This is a genomic window from Actinoplanes sp. KI2 (assembly GCF_025630775.1).
Taxonomy (GTDB): domain Bacteria; phylum Actinomycetota; class Actinomycetes; order Mycobacteriales; family Micromonosporaceae; genus Actinoplanes.
Window position 1 is genome coordinate 106,457 of the sequence record NZ_JAOSZE010000025.1, and the last position, 22,305, is coordinate 128,761.

A 22,305-nucleotide genomic window follows, 5' to 3' on the forward strand; every position below is an offset into this window, starting at 1 on the left:
GTACGAGGGTAGCGAGGTTGCTCACGGACGAGTCATTCGGAGCACGTCCAGCGCCTCGTCCAGCTGCGCCTCGGTGAGCCTGCCCTCGGCCACGTGCCCGCGCTCGAGCACCACCTCACGGATGCTGCGGCCGGAGGCGAGCGCCGCCTTGGCGATGGCGGCCGCCTCGTCGTAGCCGAGGTAGCGGTTGAGCGGCGTGACGATCGACGGCGATCCCTCGGCGTAGGCGAGTGCGACCTCGACGTTCGGCTCCAGGCCGGCGATGCAGCGGTCGGCGAGCAGCCGGGCGACGTTGGCCAGCAGCCGGATCGACTCGAGCAGGTTGCGGGCCATCACCGGGAGCATCACGTTGAGCTCGAAGTCACCCTGAGTGCCGGCGAAGGCCACGGTCGCGTCGTTGCCGATCACCTGGGCGCAGACCTGCCGGACCGCCTCGGGGACCACCGGGTTCACCTTGCCCGGCATGATCGACGAGCCGGGCTGCAGGTCGGGCAGGCGCAGCTCGCGCAGGCCGGCCCGCGGGCCCGAGCCCATCCAGCGGATGTCGTTGACGATCTTGTAGAGGCCGACCGCGATCGTGCGCAGCTGCCCGGACGTCTCGACCAGGCCGTCCCGGGCGCCCTGCGCCTCGAAGTGGTTGGGCGCCTCGGTCAGCGGCAGGCCGGTGGTCTCGGCCAGCCGGGAGATCACCGCGGGAGCGAAACCGGGCGGCGTGTTCACGCCGGTGCCGACCGCGGTGCCGCCGAGCGGTAGCTCGGCCAGCCTCGGCAGCGCGGCGTTCAGCCGGGCGACGCCGTTGGCGACCTGCTGGGCGTACCCGGAGAACTCCTGCCCGAGGGTGACCGGCGTGGCGTCCATCAGGTGCGTCCGCCCGCTCTTGACCACCTTGGCCCACTCCTCGGCCTTGGCGCTGAGCGCGCCCGCGAGGTATTCGAGCGCCGGGATCAGGTCGGACACCACGGCCTGGGTCGCGGCCAGGTGGATCGACGAGGGGAAGACGTCGTTGCTCGACTGCGAGGCGTTGACGTGATCGTTCGGGTGCACCGGGCGGCCCAGCTCGCGGGCCGCGAGGGTGGCGATGACCTCGTTGGCGTTCATGTTCGACGAGGTGCCCGAGCCGGTCTGGAACACGTCGATCGGGAACTGCGACTCATATCCCCCGGCCGCCACGTGCGCCGCGGCCGTCGCGATCGCCTTGGCAAGATCTTCATCCAGTACGCCGAGGGCCGCGTTCACCTGGGCGGCCGCCCCCTTGATCTGGGCGAGCGCGGCGATGTGCGCCGGTTCGAGCCCCCGCCCCGAGATCGGGAAATTCTCCACCGCCCGCTGCGTCTGCGCCCGCCACAGGGCGTCGGCCGGGACCCGGACCTCGCCCATGGTGTCGCGCTCTACCCGATAGCTCTGCTCGGTAGTCACCCCACCATCCTGCCTCGCCCGGCGACGGGTCGCAGTTGATCCAGGCCGCGGCCGGACGGGCGACGCCGCAGGCCGGCCTCGGCGAGCGCGACCAGATCCGTCGCGCCGAGCGCCTGCGCGGTTCGCAGCACCCGCCGATGCAGGGTCAACGCGCCGTCGTGGTCGCCGGCCAGCGCCCGGGTGACCGCGAGGTCGTACGAGAAGGTCGCCTCGTAGAGCCGGTCCGAGGCCTCCCGCATGATCGCGATGGCCGCCTCGTGCAGCGCCGTGGCCTCCGCGTACCGGCCCAGGTCGCGCAGGAGGATGGCGTGCTCGTCGAGCACCTCGGCCTCCCCGGCGCGGTGGCCGCAGCGCCGGGCCAGGCGCAACGCGACGCCGAGATAGCGTTCGGCGTTCTCCGCCGAGGTCAGGCCGAGCGCCCGCTTGTCCTTCTGGATGTGGTTCAGCGCGATCGCGATGCCCGCGGCGTCGCCCGCCTCGATCGCCGTGAACAGGGCGAGCCGCCGGTAGTGCAGCGCCTCGGCGTGCCGGCCGAGCTTCGCGTACCCGGCGGCCAGGTTCTGCAACAGCGCGCGGGCCGAGGATGTCTCGCCGATCAGCGCCCGCAGCCGCAGCGCGGCCCGGCCCGACGCGACGCACTCGTCGAACCGGCCGAGGGCCTGGTAGAGACCGGCCCGGTTGCCCAGCGCGGTGGCGACCGCGCGCCGGTTGCCCAGCTCCTCTTGCACGGTGACCGCGCGGTCCAGCATCGCCAGGCCGCGCGGGAAGTCGGCACTTCGGACGTATGCCGAGGCGAGGTAGTTCGCGATGACCGCGAGGCCGGCCCGATCGCCGGCCCGCTCGACCGGAGCCAGGCTGCGCTCGAACAGCGCCCGCAGGTCGTCGTTGTAACCCCGGCTGAACAGGTGCCACCACGCCGCGCGCGGGATCCACCAGGCGTACCTGGTCCCGCCGGCGGCGTCCACGTAGGCGCCCAGCTGCGGGCGTTCCCGCTCCACCCGGGCCACCGGGTCGGCGACGGCCGCCACCAGGTCGGGGCGGCCGGGCTCGGGATGGCCGAGGTCCAGGTCGAGCAGGGCGCGGCGGCCCGGCAGGGTGGACGCGGCGAGCGCGTGGGTCTGTAGATCGAGGACCGCCTCGACGGCGGTCCGGCGCTCGTCCGGGGACAGGTCGGCGGCGAGCGCGGCGGCGAACTCGCGCAGCAGGTCGTGCAGCCGGAAGATGCCGTGCTCCGGCTCGTCCAGCAGATGCACGTCGATCAGGTCGTCGAGCAGGTCCTCGGCATCGTCGAGCGGCAGCCCGGTCAGCGCCGCGACGGCCGGCGCGTCGAACAGCGGCGCCGGGTACACCCCCAGCAGCCGGAACACGCGCTGGGCCGGGGCGGCGAGCTGCCCGTACGAGAGGGCGAACGCGTCCGCCACCGAGCGAGCCTCGACCACCAGCTCCGGCAACGCCGACTCACCGAACCGCCGGACCAGATCGGCCACCTGCCAGCGCGGCCGGTGTGCGAGCCGCGCCCCGGCCAGCCGCAGCGCCAGCGGCAACCCGCCGCAGCGGCGCACCACCTCGGCCGCCGCCTCCGGCTCGGCCCACACCCGGTCCCCGGCAATGCCGGCCAGCAACGCCAGCGCATCCGGCGCGGCCAGCACCGGCAGCGATTCCGGGTGCGCACCGTCCAGCCCGGCCAGTCGCCGCCGACTGGTCACCAGCGCGAGCGCCCCGGGCGAGGCGGGCAGCAGGTCGGCCAGCTGCGCGCTGGAGTGCGCGTTGTCCAGCACCACCAACACCCGCCGCCGGGCCAGCTCGCTTCGCCACATGGTGACCCGGTCCGCCAGGTCGACCGGCACCGCCTGCGACGGCACGCCGAGCTGCCGAAGCAGGGTGAGCAGCGCCGCGGCCGGCTCGACCGGCTCACCCTCGCCGAAGCCGCGCAGGTCGACGAACAGGTGCGCGTCCGGGTAGCGGTCACCGACCAGCGCGGCCACATGCAGCGCGAGCGTGGTCTTGCCGCTGCCGGCCATGCCGTCGATCACCGCGATCACCGGCGAGCCGGCGTCGGCGTCGCCGATCGCCCGGACCAGCCGGCGCACCGCGTCGTCGCGCCCGGTGAAGTCGCCGACCGTACGCGGCAGGCTGCGGACCGGCGCCGCCTCCCCCGCGCTCAACACCCGGCGATGCAGCTCCTGCAGCTCCTCGCCGGGCTCGATGCCCAGCTCGCCGCGCAACACCTCCCGGCACCGGCGGAACTCGGCCAGCGCATCCGCGGTGCGCCCGGCACCGGCCAGCGCCCGGATCAGCCGGCCACGCAGCCGCTCACGCAGCGGAAACCGCTCGACCAGCGGACCGAGCGCCCCGATCAGCTCGCGATCGCCGCCCGCCGCCAGCACCAGTTCGGCCCAGTCCTCGGCCGCGGCGGCGTACCGCTCGTCCAGGGCGGCCGCGGCGGCGCGCACAGGGCGGCTGTCGATGCCGACCAGCGCCTCGCCGCGCCACAGGTCGAGCGCCTCGCGGAAGACCGCGGCGTCGCCCTCGGCCCGGGCCCGCGCGACGAGCCGGGCGAAGACCTGCGAGTCCAGCTCGTCCGGCCCGACCCGCAGCCGGTAGCCGACCGGGTCGGTGTCGATCACGCCGGTCGGCAACGCCCGCCGCAGCCGGGAGACGCAGGCCTGCAGCTGGGCCCGGGCGGTCGGCGGCGGGCCCTCGTCCCAGACCGCGTCGACCAGCTCGGCCACGCTCACCACTCGGTCGGGGTGCAGGAGCAGCATGGCCAGCACGATCCGGTCCCGGCCGGCGGTGACCGCGGGCCGAAGCGGACCGAGAATCCGATACCTCAAGACGCCACCGCCACGAGTCGGCGCTCCACCTCGTACCGCTCCGGCACCTGGATCTCGGTGAACACCTCCAGCGCCTGCCGCCAGTGCTCGCGGGCGCCCGCCGGATCGGTGGCGGCCAGGCAGTCGCCGATCCCGAGGTGCGCGCGGCCGCGCTCGTACCAGTGCGTCGTGGCGAGGCTGCGCTCCAGCCCCTGCCGGAAGATGGCCAGGGCGGCATCCGGATCGCCGGACTCCAGGAGCGCCTGGCCGTGGCCGTTGATCGCGATCGGTTCCATCCGCCCGTCGTGGATCGCGACGATGAGCTCGCGAGCCCGGACGAACTCCGCGATCGCCTCCTCATAGCGGCCTTGGGAACGCAGCACGTCGCCGAGCATGTACAGCACGTCGCACTCGCCGCTGTGCAGACCAAGCCGGACCATCTCGTGTTGGATGAGCCGCAACCGCCGGCCGGCGAGGGCCGGCTCGATCGCGCCGGCCCGGAAGCGCACCAGGATCAGGTGCAGCAGCGAATGGGCGATGTCGAAGCGGTCGCCCAGCTCGACCAGGTGAAGCAGGCGCCGGCGCTGCAGGTTGATGGCCTCCGCGTGCCGGCCGAGGTACGAGTAGGCGAACGAGGCGACGTCCAGCTGCATCGAGGATTCGACCGCCCGGCTTCCCGAATACAGGACCTGGGCCCGCTCCGCGTACGCCGCGCCTTCCGCGTACCGCCCGTGCGAGTTGTGCAGGGTGGCCAGGTTGCACGTCGCCACCGCCGCGCCGATCTGGTCGCCCAGCTCCTCGCGCAGCCGGATGCACTCCTCGACCAGCGGCTTCGCCATCTCCAGGCGACACTGCCGGAAGTACACCGACGCGAGATAGTTGGCGGCCAGTCCCTGCGCCGCCCGGTCACCGGCGCGGCGGGCCACGGCCCGCGCGGTGGAGAAGATGCGCTCCACGTCGTCGGTGTAACCGCGGTCCAAGAGGAACCGCCAGGCCGCCCGCGCCACCTTCCAGACCAGGTCGGGCCGGTCCGCCGCGATCGCCGCGTCCTGGAAGTCGCCGAGGGCCGGGCGGGTGCGTTCCAGCCGCTCCGCCGCGTCGGCAAGCCCGGCCAGCAGGTCGGGGCGCATCGCGACCGGATACCCGAGGTCGCGCAGCGTCACGCTGATCCGGTAGGGCACCGCCATCATCGCCGCGTGCATCTCGAGATCCAGTGCGCGGACGACCGCGGCCCGCCGCTCGTCCGCCGACAGCTCCGAGCACAGCGCGATCGCGTACTCGTGCAGCAGGTCGTGCATCCGGAAGACGCCCCGCTCGGGCTCGTCCACGAGGTGCGCGTCGACCAGGTCGTCGAGCAGGTCCTCGGCCTCGGGCAGCGGCAGGTCGGCGACGGCGGCCGCGGCGAGCGCGTCGAAGGACCGGCCCGGGTACGCGCCGAGCAGCCGGAACAGCCGCTGGGCCGGCTCGGTCAGCTGGCCGAAGGAGAGCGCGAACGCGCCGGCCACCGTGCGGCTCTCCACCGCGAGCTCGGGCAGCATCGACCCGCCGAGCCGGCGCAGCAGGTCGGACACCCGCCAGCTCGGCCGGTGCGCCAGCCGGGCGCCGGCCAGGCGCAACGCCAGCGGCAGGCCGCCGCAGCGCCGTACCACCTCGGCGGCCGCGTCCGGCTCGGCCGACACCCGTTCGCCGGCGATCCGGGCGAGCAGGGCGATCGCCTCCGGCTCGGCCAGCACCGGCAGCGACTCCGGCCGCACGTCGTCCAGGGCGGTCATCCGGCGGCGGCTGGTGACCAGGGCGAGGCTGCCCGGCGCGGTCGGCAGCAGGTCGGCTATCTGGTCGCTGGCGGCGACGTTGTCGAACAGCACCAGCACCCGCCGCCGGGCCAGCTCGGTACGCCACAGCGCCAGCCGGTCGACCAGGGCCGGCGGGACCCGCTCGGCGTGCACGCCCAGCTGGCGCAGCAGGATCAGCAGGGCGGCGGCCGGGTCGAGCGGCTGCTCGGCGCTGTGCCCATGCAGGTCCACGAAGAGGTGTGCGTCCGGGTAGCGGTCGCCGACCAGCGCGGCCAGGTGCAGCGCCAGGGTGGTCTTGCCGCTGCCGGCCATGCCGTCGATCACCGCGATCGCCGGGCCGGGCCCGTCGATGGTCGCGAGCAGGCGGGCGACGATCTCCGCGCGGCCGGTGAAGTCGCCGACCGTACGGGGCAGGCAGCGCACCGGCCCGGCGGCGGCCTCGGCCGGCGGCAGGGTGTCGCCGAGGATCCGCTGGTGCAGCTCCCGCAGCTCGTGTCCCGGCTCGATGCCGAGCTCGCCGGCCAGCACGTCGCGGATCCGGCGGTACTCGGCGAGCGCGTCGGCCTGCCGCCCGGACCGGGACAGCGCCACCATCAGCTGGCCGCGCAGCCGCTCCCGCAGCGGGAACTCCTCGACCAGGCCGGACAGTTCACCCAGCAGCTCGCGCTCGTGGCCGGCGGCCAGCTCCAGGTCGATCCAGTCCTCGGTGGCCACCGCCCGCTGCTCGTCGAGCACCGCGGCGGCCCGGCGCACGGCCGGGCTCTCGATCTCGACCAGCGCCGGGCCGCGCCACAGCGCCAGCGCCTCGTGGAACAGCGCCGCGTCGCCCTCGGCCCGCGCCCGGGCGATGAGGCGGGCGTGGACCAGCGAGTCCAGCTCGTCCGGGCCGACCCGGATCCGGTATCCCGCCGGGTCGGTGTCGATCACGCCGGCCGGCAGCGCCCGCCGCAACCGCGAGACACACGTCTGGAGCTGGGCCCGAGCCGTCGACGGTGGATCCTCGTCCCAGACCGCGTCGATCAGCTCGCCCACGCTGACCACCCGGTCCGCGTGCAGCAGCAACATCGCCAGCACGATCCGATCCCGTCCGGCGGTGACCGCGGGCGTGAGCGGGCCCAGGATCCCGTACCTCATCGCGGCATCGCCGCCAGCCGCCGCTCCGCCTCGTGCTGCTCGGGCACGCCCATCTCGCGGAACTCGACGAGCGCCGCCGTCCACGAGCGACGCGCCGACTCCGGGTCGGTGTCCGCCAGGCACTCGGCGAGGCCGGCCCGGGCGCGCGCCGCGGTGTACCGCAGGCCCAGCGCCTCGGCGTCGCGCAGGGCCCGCCGATAGTCCGCGAGCGCGCCGGCCCGATCGCCGGCAGCGCGGCGGGTGTCGGCGAGGTCGACCGTGTAGGCCGACTCGTACCGGCGATCGGCGGTCTTGCGGGTGAGCTCGACCGCGGTCAGGTGCAGGGCGATCGCCTCGGCGTACCGGCCCTCCGCGCGCAGCAGCCGGCCCTGTTCGCTGCGGATGTCCGCCTCGCTGAAGAGATGCTCGTTGCGGATGGACAGACGCAGGGCGGCCCGCAGATACCGGTGCGCGGTGGCCAGGTCGATCTGTCCGAGCGCGATGCGGTGCCGCTGGATGCCCTGCAGGCAGTTGGCGAGCGCCGTCGCGTCGCCGACCTCGATCGCGTCGAGCATGCCGAGCCGCCGCGCTCGCAGCGCCTCCTCGTGCCGGCCCAGCCGGTCGAGGGCGTCGGCCAGGTTGTGCAACGGCGTCCGGTTCGAGACGCGCTCGCCCACCAGGTAGCGCAGCCGAAGCGACTCGCGCGCCGCCGCGACGCTCTCGGCGAACCGGCCCATCGCGTCGTAGACGTTGGCCAGGTTGGCCTGCGCCACCGCTACCGCACGCCGGTTGCCCAACTCCTCCTGTACGCGCCGGGAGAGCCGCAGCAGCTCCGCCGCCCGATCGAGCTCGCCGATCCGGGACGCCGACGAGGCGAGGTAGTTCGAGACCACGGCGATGCCGGCCCGGTCGCCGGCCTTCTCCACCATCGCGAGCGAGCGCTCGAGCAGCCTCCGCAGCTCGGCGGTGTAGCCCCCGTCATAGAGGAACCACCAGGCCGCACGGGGCAGCCACCACGCGTACACCAGATATTCGCCATCGGCGGCGGCCGCTTCGAGGTAGGCCGGCAGTTGGGGTCGTTCCCACTCCACCCTGGCCGCCGGGTCGGGCAGCGCCGCCACCAGGTCGGGCCGCAGCGGCCGCAGTGGACCGATGTCGCGCTCGACCGCCGCCCGCCACGAGGGCGGGTTCGCCGCCGCAAAGGCGTGTGTCTGCAGATCGAGGATCGCCTCGACGGCGGTCCGGCGCTCGTCCGGGGACAGGTCGGCGGCGAGCGCGGCGGCGAACTCGCGCAGCAGGTCGTGCAGCCGGAAGATGCCCGGCGCGGGCTCGTCGATCAGATGGACGTCATGGAGATCGTCGAGCAGGTCCTGCGCCTCGTCGAGCGGCAGTCCGGCCAGCGCGGCCGCGGCCGGCGCGTCGAACAGCGGCGCCGGGCACACCCCGAGCAGCCGGAACATCCGCTGCGCCGGGGCCGTGAGCTGTCCGTAGGAGAGCGCAAACGCGTCCGCCACCGACCGGTCCTCGACGGCGAGCTCGGGCAAGGCCGACTCGCCCAGCCGGAGCACCAGGTCGGCCACCCGCCACCGGCGCCGATGCGCCAGCCGCGCCCCGGCCAGTCGCAACGCCAGCGGCAACCCACCGCACCGGCGCACCACCTCGGCCAACGCCGCCGGCTCCGCCCGCACCCGCTCCCCGACGATCCGGGCCAGCAGCACGGTCGCCTCCCCCGGGGTGAGCACGACCAGCGGCTCGGAGTGCACGCCGTCCAGGCCGACCAGGCGCCGCCGGCTGGTGACCAGGGCGAGGCTGCCCGGCACGGTTGGCAACAGGTCGGCGACCTGGGCGCTGGAGTGCGCGTTGTCGAGCACCAGCAGGACCCGCCGTCGGGCCAGCTCGCTGCGCCACAGGGTGACCCGGTCGCCGGGCGTCACTGGGATCGTCTCGGCCGGGACGCCGAGCTGCCGCAGCAGGATCAGCAGCGCGGCGGCCGGCTCGAGCGGCTGCTCCGCGCTGTGCCCCAGCAGGTCGACGAAGAGATGCGCATCCGGATACCGCTCGCCGACCAGCGACGCCACGTGCAACGCCAGGGTGGTCTTGCCGCTGCCGGCCATCCCGTCGATCACCGAGATCGCGGGGTCGCAGCGGTCCAGCTCGGCCAGCAGGCGAGCGACCACGTCCTCGCGCCCGGTGAAGTCGCCGACGGTACGTGGCAGGCTGCGGACCGGGGCCGTCTCGCCCCCGGTCAGCACCCGGCGATGCACCTCCTGCAGCTCCTTGCCGGGTTCGATGCCCAGCTCACCGCGCAGCACTTCCCGGGTCCGGCGGAACTCGGCCAGCGCGTCTGCCGTGCGCCCGGCACCGGCCATGGCCCGGATCATCTGCCCGCGCAGCCGCTCTCGCAGCGGGAACCGCTCGACCACCGTGCCGAGTAGGCCGAGCAACTCGCGATCCCGGCCGGCGGCCAGCTCCAGCTCCGCCCAGTCCTCCACGGCGGCGACGTACTGCTCGTCCAACCCGGCCGCGGCCGCCCGCACCGGCCGGCTGTCGATCCCGACCAGCGCCTCGCCCCGCCACAGGTCCAGAGCCTCCCGGAACAGCACGGCGTCGCCCTCGGCCCGAGCCCGCGCGATCAACCGGGCGAAGACCAGGGAGTCCAGGTCGTCCGCCGCGATCCGCAAGCGATAACCGGCCGGGTCGGTGTCGATCGCGCCGGCCGGCAGCGCGCGGCGCAGCCGGGAGACACAGGCCTGCAGCTGGGTGCGTACGGTCGACGGCGGATCGTCGCCCCAGACCGCGTCGACCAACTCGGGGACGCTCACCACCCGGCCGGGACGCAGCAACATCATCGCCAGCACGATGCGGTCCCGGCCGGCGGTGACTGCGGGCCGGAGTGGACCGAGGATCCGATATCTCATGACGCCGCCGCCAGCCGGCGCTCCACCTCGTACTGCTCGGGCACCCCCATCTGACGGAACGCCGCCAGCGCCACCAGCCATAAACGACGGGCCTGCTCCGGATCGGTTTGGGCCAGACAGTCGGCGATCCCGGCCTCGGCGCACGCGGCCAGATAGGCCATCCCGTGCGCCTGGGCGAGCCGTAAGGCCCGCCGGTGCAGTTCGAGCGCGCACACGCGATCACCGGCCGACCCGCGGGTGATCGCGAGATCGTGGATGAACGTCACCTCGTACAGCCGGTCCGAGGTTCCCCGCACGATCGTGATCGCCGCCTCGTGCAACGCCACGGCCTCGTCGTGCCGACCCCGGTGCCGCAGCACGATGGCCTTCTCGTTGAGCACCTCCGCCTCGGTCGGACGGTTGCCGCGCAGGCGCGTCAGCCGCAGAGCAACGGCCAGGTAGCGGTCGGTGGCCATCGGGGAGCCCAGGCCGGCCTCTCGCTTGCACTTCTGGATATTGATCAAGGTCATCGCGGTCGCCCCGGCGTCACCGGTCTCGACCGCGAGGAACAGCGCCCGCCGGCCGTACCGCAACGCCTCCGCGTACCGGCCGAGCCGCGCGTATCCCCCGGCCAGGTGGGTGAGCGCCGTCGGCGAATAGTTGACAGCGCCGTGCAGGGCGCGCAGCCGCAAGGATTCCTGCGCCGAGGTGACGCAGTCGGCGAATCGGCCGGCCGCGTCATAGACACCGGCCCGGTTGCCCAGCGTGGTCGCGACCGCACGCCAATTGCCCAGCTCCGCGTGCAGGCGGATCGCCCGGTCCACCATCTCCAGGGCACGCGGATAGTCGGACAGCCGGACGTAGGCCGACGCGAGGTAGTTCGCGACGATGGCGATGCCCTGCCGGTCGCCGGACTTCTCGACGCTGCGCATGCTCTGCTCGAACACCACCCGCAGGTCGTCGTTGTAGCCGCGGTTGAACAGATGCCACCAGGCCGCGCGCGGGATCCACCAGGCATACCGGGTATCGCCGGCCGCCTGGACGTAGGCGCCCAGTTGCGGCCGTTCCCATTCGAAGCGGGCCGTCGGATCGGCCAGCTCGGCGAGCAGGTCGGGGCGTAGCGGCTCGTGCGCGCCGATGTCCCGGCGCAGCAGGCGCTGGTGCACCGGTGGCAACGCCGCCGCGAAGGCGTGCACCTGCAGGTCGAGGACCGCCTCCGCGGCGTCCGGCGGCAGCTCACCGGCGAGCGCCGCGGCGTACTCGCGGAGCAGGTCGTGCAGCCGGAAGATGCCGGGCTCGGGCTCGTCCAGCAGGTGCCCGTCGATCAGCTCGTCGAGCAGGTCGTGAGCCTCGTTCAGCGGCAACCCGGCCAGCGCCGCCGCGGCGACCGCGTCGAACAGCGGCGCCGGATACACCCCCAGCAGCCGGAACAGCCGCCGGGCCGGCTCACCCAGCTGGCCGTACGAGAGAGCGAACGCGGCCGCCACCGACCGGTCCTCGGCCGCGAGGTCGGGCAGCGCCGACTCGCCCAGCCGCCGTACCAGATCGGCCACCTGCCACCGTGGACGATGCGCCAGCCGCGCCCCGGCCAGCCGCAACGCCAGCGGCAGCCCGCCGCACCGGCGCACCACCTCCGCCGCCGCCGCCGACTCCGCCGCGATCCGGCCACCGGCGATCCGGGCCAGAAGCGCCAGCGCGTCTCCCGGCGAGAGCACCGCGAGCTGCACGGGGTGCACGCCGTCCAGGCCCAGCAGCCGTCGCCGGCTGGTCACCAGCGCCGCGCTGCCCGGCGCGGTGGGCAGCAGGTCGGCCAGCTGCGCGCTGGAGTACGCGTTGTCGAAGATCACCAGGGCCCGCCGCGAGGCCAGCTCGCTGCGCCACCGGGTGATCCGGTCGCCCAGCTCGGCCGGGATCGCGGCGGCCGGAATGCCCAGCTGGCGGAGCAGGATCAGCAGTGCGGCGCCCGGCTCGAGCGGCTGCTCGGCGCTGTGTCCGTGCAGGTCGACGAAGAGGTGGGCGTCGGGAAACCGCTCGCCGGCGAGCGACGCCACGTGCAGGGCGAGGGTGGTCTTGCCGCTACCGGGCATGCCGTCGATCGCCGCGATCGCCGGGCCGGGTCGGTCCAGCTCAGCCAGCAGGCGGGCGACCACCTCGTCCCGGCCGGTGAAGTCGCCGACGGTCCGCGGCAGGCTGCGAACCGGCGCCGCCTCGTCCGCGCTCAGCACCCGGCGATGCAGCTCCTGCAGCTCCGCGCCGGGCTCGATGCCCAACTCCTCGACCAGCAGGCGGCGGGTCCGGCGGAACTCGGCCAGCGCGTCGGCGACCCGCCCGGCCCCGACCAGCGCCCGGATCAGCCGGCCGCGGAGCCGCTCGCGCAGCGGGAACCGGTCGATCGCCGCGGTCAGCGGCCCGATCAGCTCGCGGTCGCGGCCCGCCGCCAGCTCGAGCTCGGCCCACTCCTCCACCGCCGCCACGTACTGCTCGTCGAGGGCGGCGGCGCCGGCCCGGACCGGTTGGCTGTCGATACCGACCAGCGCCTCGCCGCGCCACAGGTCGAGCGCCTCGCGATAGAGCGCGGCGTCGCTGCCGGCCCGGGCCCGGGCCACCAGGCGGGCGAAAATCGCGGCGTCCACATCGTCCGGATCGCCGGTCCATCGATAGCCGGCCGGGTCGCTGACGATCGCGCCCGGCGGCAGTCGCCGGCGTAGCCGGGACACGCAGGTCTGTACCTGGCTGCGGGCCGTGTGGGGCGGCCCGATCCCCCACAGTGCCTCGGCCAGCGTCGCGTGGTCGACCACCCGACCGGCATGCAGAAGTAACGTGGCCAGAAGTATCCGGTCACGCCCCGCAGTGATCGCCACTTGCTGTCCATCCTCGGTGACGGACAGTGGCCCAAGAATGCGGTATCGCAAGAGAGCGACTCCGATCCGTAAGTGCCCCGAGCGTAGACCAGCGCGCGATAGCGGATCGACAGCGATCTGATAGTGCGGCGCGCCAACCTAGGTTTTGCGTCGCCCCATCGCGGATGTTCCCAAGGCATCGCCCCAGCGCGATGGGGCGATGCAGCCGGTCCAACGGGGGATGTGCAGCCCGCCCGCGCGGTCGCTCGCGGGCGGGCTGTTCGTATCGCGATGATCACTCTGGGTTGGACATGACGGGCATCGGAACGTAACGTCGGGACGGTTTGGACGTTCCCGACGAGAAGGATCTTCCTGATGCGACGCGCCATCCTGGCCGCGATCGCCGGCGGCACGCTGCTGACCGGCGCCGCCTGCGACAGCGACGCGAACGCCAAGGCCGAGGGCGCGAGCCCGGCCCGGACCGCCGCCACCGCGGCGCCGAGCAGCGAGCCGGAGCCCGACTATTCGGCCAACACGCAGCTGGTCTGCGGCAAGCTCCAGTCGCTCTACACGACCGAGCTGCGCGCGTTCGGCACCGCGATGGGCCGCATGGTCACCTACAAGGAGGCCAAGCAGACCGCCGACGCGGAGAAGGCCGAGGCCACGGCGGCCGGCCAGCTCAAGGCGGCGGCCACGAAGATCCGCAGGGAAACGGCCGCGGCCGCCGACCCGGACTTCCAGGCGGCCGGCAAGGTCTCCGCCGCCAAGCTGGAGAGCAGCGCCGCCAACCGCCGGTACATGGACCGGGTCAAGTCCATGTCCGACCTCAACAAGACGGTCCAGGCCCAGTTCGCCGAGTGGCTGACCCCGGTCGCCGGCTACTGCGGCACCTCAAGCTAGGCCCACCGGCTCAGGCGAGCTGTTCGAGGGCCACCTCGGCGGCGGCCAGGAACGCGTCGTTCTCCTCCGGCGTGCCGATCGTGACGCGTACGCCGTCGCCCTGGAACGGCCGCACGATCACCCCACGCCCCTCGCAGACCACGCCGAACTGCGCGGCCTGGTCGCCCAGCGGCAGCCAGACGAAATTGGCCTGGCTGTCCGGCACGTCCACGTGCAGCTTCCGCAGCGCCTCGGCGACCCGGGAACGCTCCGCCACGACCAGCCCGCAGCGGCGCTTCACCTCCGGCTCCTGCGCCAGCGCGGCCAGCGCGGCGGCCTGCGCGACCAGGCTGGTCGAGAACGGCGTGAGCACCTTGCGGATCGCGGCGGCCACCTCCGGCTGCGCGACCAGGAAGCCCATCCGCAGGCCGGCCAGGCCCCACGCCTTCGACATCGTGCGCAGCACCAGCACGTTCGGCCGGTCGGCGTAGGTGGCGATGCCGTCCGGCACGTCGGGGTCGGTGACCATTTCCCGGTACGCCTCGTCCAGCACCACCAGCACGTCGGACGGCACGTCGGCGAGGAACCGGTCGAGCTCCGCCCGGCGCACCGCGGTGCCGGTCGGGTTGTTCGGGTTGCAGACGAGCACCAGCCTGGTCCGGTCGGTGATCGCGTCGGCCATCGCACCGAGGTCGTGGCCGTGCGCCGCGGTGTTCGGCACCCGCACGCTGGTCGCGCCGGCGCCGGCCGAGATGATCGGGTACGCCTCGAACGACCGCCACGCGTAGACGATCTCGTCGCCCGGCAGGCAGGTGGCCTTCACCAGGATCTCGGTCAGCGCCACCGAGCCGCAGCCGGTGACGATCCGGTCGGCGGCCACGCCGTACCGCTCGCCCAGCGCCGACCGCAGCTCGACCGCGCCCATGTCGGGGTAGCGATGCGAGGAGAGCATCGCGTCGCCCACGGCCTCGACCACGCCGGGCAGCGGCCCGTACGGCACCTCGTTGCTGGCCAGCTTGATCGCCTCGGCGATGCCCAGCTCACGGGTCAGGTCGGCGAGGTTGCGGCCGGGGACGTAGGCGGGCAGCCCGTCCAGGTCGGCACGGGTCAGGCGAGTCATCTATCGGCCCTCATTCCGATTTTGGGTGGCGGTCGGGCGGCCTTCCGAGGTGGGTTGCCGGTAGTGCGGCGGCAGGGCGATGACGACCGTACGCGCGGTCTTGTCGTGGTACGCCTGCCGCAGTTGCGGGTCGAACACGGGCGAGAGCGAGTAGATGAACTGCATCAGCAGCCCGAGCCCGGCGCAGCCCCAGGCCGGCGTCCACAGGCCGAGCCGGGCCCAGCGGCCGAAGGCGCGGCCGAAGCCGAGCGGCTCGGTGTTCTCGAGTGCGACCACCTTGATCCGCATGATCCGTTTGCCCAGGGTCTGCCCGCTGCCGGCGATCGCCGGCGCCTCGTAGAGCAGCCACAGCAGGGTGGCCACGATCAGCATGGCCCAGAGCAGCCCGTCCATCCGGGAGGAGCCCTGCGTGTCGAAGGCGCTGCCGCCGTTCGCGACCGACTCCATCGTCTTGCGGTACTCCGGCAGGAACTCCTGCCACCACTGGTAGGCGAAGTATCCGTTGACCACGACGTTCAGCAGCAGCACCGCGATGATGTCGAGCAGGCGGGCGACCAGCCGGGGGCCGAGCCCGGCCAGCGCGAAGCCGTGCGGGCGCGCCTCGACCGGATAGGGGTAGGCGGCCATCCGCATGCCCGGCGGCACCTGCTGCCAGGCCGGCGGCTGCTGCCACCCCTGCGGCGGGGGCTGCCAGCCGGGCGGGGGCTGCCAGCCCGGCGGCGGTGATGGTGGCATCGGACCCCAGCCGGGCGGCGCCTGCTGGGGCGGGGTCTGCTGGAGCGGGGCCTGAGGCGGGGTCTGCTGCGGCTGCGTCCACGGCGGCGGCGCCGCGACCACCGGCGCGGCGGGAGGCGCCTGCTGTTCGGCCGGGGGCGGGCCGTCCGGCGGGACCGCATCGGCCGGAATGGCCTTTCCGATCCAGCCCTCACCGTCCCAGTAGCGCTGGGTGGTGGTGTCGGCCGGGTCCTTGTACCAGCCGGCGGGCAACGAGCTCATGCGGAAACCTTAACCACCACGGTCGCGGCCGCCTTGTCGTGCAGGGTCTGCAGGTAGGGCTTGTCCCAAAGCTGCCACAACCCGTCGATGAGGCTGAGGAACGGGACGAAGATGGTGGCGACGAACTGGACGAGGTAGCGCTTGAACGCCATGCCCCGGGTGAGCCGGACCGAGGGATCGAGGGGCACCACCCGAATCTTCATGATCCGCTTGCCCACGGTCTGCCCGTACCGGTGCATGAGCTCGACCTCGTACAGGTAGCGGAGCACCAGGACCAGCACGAAGTAGCACAGCTCGAGCAGGAGCAGCGGCAGGATGAAGTCGGGGAACGGCGTCGGAGTGGTGTAGTCGTAGGTCGCCGCGGCGTCGAAGGACCGCCGGAAGACCACGAAGGCGGCCGGGATCACGAAGATCAGGCTCACCGCCGAGAGCAGCACCGCGTCGATGATGTACGCGAGAAGCCGGATCCCGAAGTCGGCGAGTGGCACACCGGCCGGGCTGACCGGCAGCGGCGGCGGCACGGGCTGGTAATACCCGGGCGGCAGCTGATATCCGGGCGGCGGATATCCGGGCGGCACCTGATATCCGGGCGGCGGGGGCGGATAACCCGAATAAGGTGCATAACCCGGATAAGGCGGGTAGATCGGCTGGGGCGGGCCGCCGGGCACCGCCGGTTGACCCGGCGGTGGCCCGTACCCCGGAGGCTGAGTCACGCGGACAGTGTTACAGGTTGCCCCGAAGCTCCTGCTCCCGCTCGATCGCCTCGAAGAGCGCCTTGAAGTTGCCCTTGCCGAAGCCGAGCGATCCGTGCCGCTCGATCAGCTCGAAGAACACCGTCGGCCGGTCCTGCACCGGCTTCGTGAAGATCTGCAGCAGATAGCCGTCCTCGTCCCGGTCGACCAGGATCTTGCGCCGCTTGAGCTCCTCGATCGGCACCCGCACCTTGCCGATCCGAGCTCGCAGCTCGGGGTCGTCGTAGTACGAGTCGGGGGTGTCCAGGAACTCGACGCCGGCCGCCGCCATCGCGTCCACGCTGGCGATGATGTCGTTGGTCGCGACCGCGATGTGCTGGGCGCCCGGGCCGCCGTAGAACTCGAGGTACTCGTCGATCTGCGACTTGCGCTTGGACACGGCCGGCTCGTTCAGCGGGAACTTGACCTTACGGGTGCCGTCCGCGACGACCTTGCTCATCAGCGCCGAGTAGTCGGTCGCGATGTCGTCGCCGATGAACTCGGCCATGTTGGTGAAGCCCATGACCCGGCCGTAGAACTCCACCCACTCGTCCATCTTGCCCAGCTCGACGTTGCCGACCACGTGGTCGACGGCCTGGAAGTAGCGTTTGGGCTGCAGGCCGGCCTCGATCGCGGGCTTCCGGTCGACGATCGGCTCGCGGGCGACGAAGCCGGGCAGGAACGGGCCGTCGTAGCCGGAGCGGTCGACCAGCGAGTGGATGGTGTCGCCGTAGGTGGCGATCGCCGCGATCCGGACCGTGCCGTGCTCGTCCTTGACGTCGTGCGGCTCGGTGACCCCGCGGGCGCCCGCGTTGATCGCGTGCAGGTACGCGGCGTCGACGTCGGGCACCTCGAGCGCGATGTCGTAGACACCGTCGCTGTGCTTCTCGACGTGCTCGGAACCGGGCGCGCCGGAGTGCACCGCGCCGGTGATCAGGAACCGGGCGGAGCCGCTGACCAGCACGTACTCGGCGTGGTCGCGATAGCCCTGCTCGGGGCCGCGGTAGGCGACACAGGTCATGCCGAAGGCGGTCGAGTAGTAGTGGGCGGCCTGCTTGGCGTTGCCCACGAGGAACTGAAGGTAGTCGACGCCCTTGACGGGGAAGACGTCGGCTTTGGTCGGGTGTTCCATCGTCTGCGTCATGTGCCGAGGCTGCCCTTACCCGAAGAGGTGGGCAATAGTTGACAATATTGCTGGACAGTCTGCGCAACTCGTACGGTTACTTGCCATGGAGACTATGCAGGTTGTCCAGCTCGACGCGCTCGATGCACGGATCGTGGAACTCCTGGAAGCGGAACCGCGGATCGGCGTACTGGAAATGTCCCGACGTCTCGCCGTGGCGCGCGGAACCGTTCAGGCCCGGCTGGACAAGCTGACCGCGCGGGGCGCGATCAAGGGCTTCGGGCCCGAGGTCATCCCCGAGGCGATCGGGTACGGCGTGATGAGCTTCGTGACCTTGGAGATCAGCCAGCGGTACGGGCACCAGGCGGTCGCCGATCACCTGGCGGAGATCCCCGAGGTGCTGGAGGCGCACACCATCACCGGCAGCGGCGACCTGCTGTGCCGGATCGTGGCCCGGTCCAACGCCGACCTGCAGCGGGTGATCGACCAGATCGTCGGCTACGAGGGCATCGTCCGCGCGTCGACCATCATCGCCCTGGCCGAGCTGATCGCCTATCGCACGTTGCCGCTGGTGCGGGCGGCATCCGTCATATAAGCGATCGACACGGACATATCGAGATCCTTCGCGCAGGTGATCGACGTCGTTAGGTTGTCGCCCATGGCGTCGGGTGGCAGTCCGTGGCGCGGCTATGCGCTGGCCGCCATCGTGCTGGTCGTCGTGCTCGCCACCAGCAACGTCTGGAACCCGTGGCCGCAGGTCTGGGCCTGGATCAACACGAGCGAGCCGATCGCCGCCGGCGTGGCGCAGTGGCAGACCCGGATCGGCGGCAGCCCGCAGGACGTCACCATCGCCGGCGACGCGGTGATCGTCGAGTACCGCACCTCGGTCGAGGCGTACGGGCTCGGTGCGGGCGTCAAGCTGTGGGGCAACAGCGCCGACTGGGCGGCCGTGGCCGGCGAGGGCACCGACGCCGTGGTGGTCACCGGCCGGCTGCTCACCAAGGGCTACCAGGTGCTCGACCCGCACACCGGGGTCGCCAAGCGGACCGACGACCAGGCCACCGCGGTCTGGGCGTACCGCACCGGCATCCTCGACCTGCGCTGCGCCAAGGGCGGCGACTGCGAGCTCACCGCCTGGGACACCAAGGGCAACGCCCGCTGGCGGGTCAGCACCGGCGGGATCGGCTGGGTGCTCGACGCCGGCAACCCGGACCTGCCGGACACCAACCCGATCAGCGCCGACGGCATCGACGACAACGTGGCCGGCCCGCGCGCGATGCCCGACCTGATCGGCCTGCCCGATGACCACCAGATCCGCGTGATCGACACGGCCAACGGCAAGCTGGTGCAGACCGCGCAGCCCGCCGACGGCCAGCGGGTCGCCGTCGCCGGCGGCCGGGTGCTCACGGTGACCGGCACGGCCGGCGACGGCACCTGCTACTTCGGCGTGGTCGCCACCGATCCACCGGGCAACGGCGTGGTCTGGCACCGGGACGGGCTCAACCTGCGGACCGCCGCCAACGGCTCGAGCTGCAAGCAGGACCGCGACCCGGCCGGCGGCGAGGACGTGGTGCTCGGCGTCGACCCGGTCGGGCGGCAGGAGCTGATCGCGGCGCACGACGGACGGGTGCTCTGGCACGGCGCCAAGGGCGAGGAGGTGCTCGCGGTCGACGACGCGTACGCGGTGATCCGCAGCGCCGACAAGGCCACCCTGCACGGCTTCTCGATGGCCACCGGCCGGACCGCGTGGAACCGGCCGGCCACCGCCGGTACGTCCGCCGCGCTGACCCCGCGCGCCGTGATCATCGTCACGTCGAAGCCGGCCCGCGTCACGGCGGTGTCCCCCACCGACGGCCGCGTCCTGTCCGAGGTGCGGACAAGCGCCAAGATCTTCGCCTCCGGGCCGGGCGGGATGATCGCCGTCGCCGGCCGCGACATGGCCTACCTGCCATTTAGTTGACACTGGTGGGGAGCATTCGGCGAGAGCGGTTCGCATCACGAGGCGCCGCTGTCCTAGGCTTTCCGGTCATGAGCAGAGGCGCCACCTTCTCGTACTCGCCGCTGTTGCCGATCGGCGACGACCTGACCGAGTACCGACTGGTCACGGACGAGGGCGTGGACGTGGTGCACGGCCCCGGTGGCCGCCGGTTCCTCACCGTCGACCCGGCGGTGATCACCCAGCTCACCGCCGAGGCGATGCACGACATCGCGCACTTCCTGCGCCCGGCGCACCTCTCCCAGCTACGCTCGATCATCGACGACCCGAAGGCGTCGGCGAACGACCGCTTCGTGGCGCTCGACCTGCTGCGCAACGCGAACATCGCGGCCGGCGGGGTGCTGCCGATGTGCCAGGACACCGGCACCGCGATCGTGATGGGCAAGCGCGGCCGGCACGTGCTCACCGACGGCACCGACGAGGAGGCCATCGCCCAGGGCGTGTACCAGGCGTACACCCGGCTCAACCTGCGCTACTCCCAGCTCGCGCCGCTCACCATGTGGGACGAGCGGAACACGGGCTCCAACCTGCCGGCCCAGATCGAGCTGTACGCCGAGGACCCGGGCGGCCAGCCGGACGCGTACAAATTCCTGTTCATGGCCAAGGGCGGCGGCTCGGCCAACAAGTCGTACCTGTACCAGGAGACCAAGGCGCTGCTGAACCCGGCGCGGATGATGGAGTTCCTGGACGAGAAGCTGCGCCTGATCGGCACCTCGGCCTGCCCGCCCTACCACCTGGCCGTGGTCATCGGCGGCACCAGCGCCGAGTACGCGCTGAAGACCGCGAAGCTGGCCAGCGCCAAATACCTGGACAACCTGCCCCGGCACGGCACGATGTCCGCGCACGGCTTCCGCGACCTCGAGCTGGAGGCCGCGGTCCTCGAACTGACCCGCGGCTTCGGCATCGGCGCCCAGTTCGGCGGCCGTTACTTCTGCCACGACGTACGCGTGATCCGCCTGCCCCGGCACGGCGCGTCCTGCCCGGTCGCCATCGCGGTCTCCTGCTCGGCCGACCGGCAGGCCCTCGCAAAGATCACCCCGTCCGGCGTCTGGCTGGAGCGCCTCGAGCCCGACCCGGCCCGTTTCCTGCCCGACGTCGAGCTGGACCAGGGCCCGGTCGTCCGGGTCGACCTGAACCGCCCGATGGCCGAGATCCGCGCCGAGCTGTCCCAGTACCCGGTGCAGACCCGCCTGTCGCTGACCGGCCCGCTGGTCGTGGCCCGCGACATCGCCCACGCGAAGATCTCGGAGCGCTTGGCGGCCGGCGAGCCGATGCCGCAGTACCTGCGCGACCACGCGGTCTACTACGCCGGACCGGCGAAGACCCCCGAGGGGTACGCGTCCGGCTCGTTCGGCCCGACCACGGCCGGCCGGATGGACGCCTACGTCGAACAGTTCCAGGCGGCCGGCGGCTCCCTGGTGATGCTGGCGAAGGGCAACCGCTCCGCCCAGGTGACCAAGGCCTGCCAGGCTCACGGCGGCTTCTACCTGGGCTCGATCGGCGGCCCGGCCGCCCGCCTGGCCCAGGACTGCATCCGGCACGTCGAGGTCCTGGAGTACCCGGAGCTGGGCATGGAAGCGGTCTGGAAGATCGAGGTCGAGGACTTCCCCGCCTTCATCGTCGTCGACGACAAGGGCAACGACTTCTTCGCCGAGGTCGCCAAGCCCGCCCTGACCCTGCAGATCGGCAAGCGCTAGCCAGCGCGGCCAAATCTTGGAGACTAGGCGCGCACCAGTCACGCTTGCGCCCCTAGATCTGGGGTCTTGCTGCGGTCAGGCGGGGACTAGGGGGATCTCGAAGAGGCGGCCGGTGGCACCGGTGACCATGGCTTGCGGGTCGGTGTAGTCGGCGGTCACCGCGTACAAGGTCTGCTGGTCGGCGGTGATGGCGCAGTCGAAGGCGCCGTCCGGCAAGGCGACCGTGGCCAGCACCTCGCCGCCCTCGCGAACGCGACGGCAGTGCCGGGCCGGGACGCTGGCGTACCAGACCGCGCCGGTGGCGTCGATGGCGATGCCGTCGGGCGCGTCGCCGGGCAGGTCGGCCCAGACTCGGCGGTGGGTGAGGGTGCCGTCGGGGGCGATGTCGAAAGCGGTCAGGCGGGCGCCGTGCGATTCGGCGACGATCAGGGTGGCGTCGTCGGGGGTGACCGCCATGCCGTTCGGGAAGAGCAGGTCGTCGGCCACCTGGCGGGCCTTGCCGTCGGGGGTCACCACGGCGATCAGGCCGGGCGCCGGCGTGCCACCCGGGAAGTCGTACCCGATGTTGTTGACGAAGGCGTTGCCGCGCGAGTCGACGGCGATGTCGTTCCACGGGTGCACGCCGTCGATGCCGGACAGGTCGGCGTAATCGGCGCCGTCGCGCAGCAGGCGGGCGGCCGGGCCGTCCAGGGTCAGCAGGGCGCCGCCGGGCAGCCAGTCGATGCAGAAGGGCAGGCCGCGCACCCGGGCCACGACCGTCGGGCGGCCGGCGTCGACCCTGATCACCGAGCCGGCGCCCCAGTCGCAGAACCAGAGCCGGTCGTCGTGCCACCGGACCGACTCGCCCATCACCAGCCCGGTCAGCACCGCCCGTGGGTCCGCCATCCGACC

At 72.8% G+C, this 22,305-nt stretch carries 14 protein-coding genes; 4 read left to right on the forward strand and 10 right to left on the reverse strand.

Annotated features, from left to right (window positions below):
* Positions 1 to 21: 21 nt before the first annotated feature.
* From ODJ79_RS26135 to ODJ79_RS26155, 5 genes are read right to left on the reverse strand one after another with little or no spacing between them, the layout of a single operon-like run.
* Positions 22 to 1,416: a class II fumarate hydratase gene (locus tag ODJ79_RS26135; protein WP_263026215.1), complete on the reverse strand. Its 1,395-nt coding sequence runs from the start codon at positions 1,414 to 1,416 to the stop codon at positions 22 to 24.
* Positions 1,413 to 4,250 carry an AfsR/SARP family transcriptional regulator gene (locus tag ODJ79_RS26140; RefSeq protein WP_263026216.1) on the reverse strand — a complete coding sequence of 946 codons (2,838 nt, stop codon included), beginning with the start codon at positions 4,248 to 4,250 and terminating at the stop codon, positions 1,413 to 1,415. The genes ODJ79_RS26135 and ODJ79_RS26140 overlap by 4 nt, the downstream gene beginning before the upstream one ends.
* Entirely contained in the window at positions 4,247 to 7,156 is a 2,910-nt protein-coding gene (locus ODJ79_RS26145; protein ID WP_263026217.1) for an AfsR/SARP family transcriptional regulator, read from the reverse strand. The genes ODJ79_RS26140 and ODJ79_RS26145 overlap by 4 nt, the downstream gene beginning before the upstream one ends.
* A complete protein-coding gene (locus ODJ79_RS26150; protein ID WP_263026218.1) occupies positions 7,153 to 10,053 on the reverse strand; it encodes an AfsR/SARP family transcriptional regulator in 2,901 nt (966 codons plus the stop codon). Before ODJ79_RS26150 ends, ODJ79_RS26145 begins: the two co-directional genes overlap by 4 nt.
* Positions 10,050 to 12,893, reverse strand: a complete 2,844-nt coding sequence (locus tag ODJ79_RS26155) for an AfsR/SARP family transcriptional regulator (RefSeq protein ID WP_263026219.1) — start codon at positions 12,891 to 12,893, stop codon at positions 10,050 to 10,052. Before ODJ79_RS26155 ends, ODJ79_RS26150 begins: the two co-directional genes overlap by 4 nt.
* Positions 12,894 to 13,247: 354 nt before the next feature.
* Here ODJ79_RS26155 and ODJ79_RS26160 point away from each other — a divergent pair, with 354 nt between their 5' ends.
* The gene (locus tag ODJ79_RS26160; RefSeq protein ID WP_263026220.1) at positions 13,248 to 13,772 is read left to right on the forward strand and encodes a hypothetical protein; all 525 of its coding nucleotides are present in this window, start codon (positions 13,248 to 13,250) and stop codon (positions 13,770 to 13,772) included.
* A gap of 10 nt (positions 13,773 to 13,782) precedes the next feature.
* On the opposite strand, the gene hisC is transcribed toward ODJ79_RS26160, so the two are convergent.
* The 4 genes from hisC to hppD form a co-directional block, all read right to left on the reverse strand.
* Positions 13,783 to 14,871 (reverse strand): histidinol-phosphate transaminase, encoded by a 1,089-nt coding sequence (hisC, locus tag ODJ79_RS26165; protein WP_263026221.1) that lies wholly within the window; start codon positions 14,869 to 14,871, stop codon positions 13,783 to 13,785.
* Positions 14,872 to 15,867 carry an RDD family protein gene (locus ODJ79_RS26170; RefSeq protein ID WP_263026222.1) on the reverse strand — a complete coding sequence of 332 codons (996 nt, stop codon included), beginning with the start codon at positions 15,865 to 15,867 and terminating at the stop codon, positions 14,872 to 14,874.
* A complete protein-coding gene (locus ODJ79_RS26175) occupies positions 15,864 to 16,445 on the reverse strand; it encodes an RDD family protein (RefSeq protein ID WP_263026223.1) in 582 nt (193 codons plus the stop codon). Before ODJ79_RS26175 ends, ODJ79_RS26170 begins: the two co-directional genes overlap by 4 nt.
* Before the next feature lie 145 nt (positions 16,446 to 16,590).
* Entirely contained in the window at positions 16,591 to 17,742 is a 1,152-nt protein-coding gene (hppD, locus tag ODJ79_RS26180) for a 4-hydroxyphenylpyruvate dioxygenase (protein WP_263026224.1), read from the reverse strand.
* Between the two features lie 85 nt (positions 17,743 to 17,827).
* Here hppD and ODJ79_RS26185 point away from each other — a divergent pair, with 85 nt between their 5' ends.
* From ODJ79_RS26185 to ODJ79_RS26195, 3 genes are all read left to right on the forward strand, one after another.
* On the forward strand, positions 17,828 to 18,316 hold the full coding sequence (locus ODJ79_RS26185) for an Lrp/AsnC family transcriptional regulator (protein ID WP_263026225.1): 489 nt from the start codon (positions 17,828 to 17,830) through the stop codon (positions 18,314 to 18,316).
* Positions 18,317 to 18,379: 63 nt separating this feature from the next.
* On the forward strand, positions 18,380 to 19,681 hold the full coding sequence (locus ODJ79_RS26190) for a PQQ-like beta-propeller repeat protein (RefSeq protein ID WP_263026226.1): 1,302 nt from the start codon (positions 18,380 to 18,382) through the stop codon (positions 19,679 to 19,681).
* Positions 19,682 to 19,749: 68 nt separating this feature from the next.
* Positions 19,750 to 21,414 carry a fumarate hydratase gene (locus tag ODJ79_RS26195; RefSeq protein ID WP_263026227.1) on the forward strand — a complete coding sequence of 555 codons (1,665 nt, stop codon included), beginning with the start codon at positions 19,750 to 19,752 and terminating at the stop codon, positions 21,412 to 21,414.
* Between the two features lie 75 nt (positions 21,415 to 21,489).
* Here ODJ79_RS26195 and ODJ79_RS26200 read toward each other — a convergent pair whose 3' ends face one another.
* Positions 21,490 to 22,299 carry an SMP-30/gluconolactonase/LRE family protein gene (locus tag ODJ79_RS26200; RefSeq protein WP_263026228.1) on the reverse strand — a complete coding sequence of 270 codons (810 nt, stop codon included), beginning with the start codon at positions 22,297 to 22,299 and terminating at the stop codon, positions 21,490 to 21,492.
* Positions 22,300 to 22,305 lie beyond the last annotated feature (6 nt).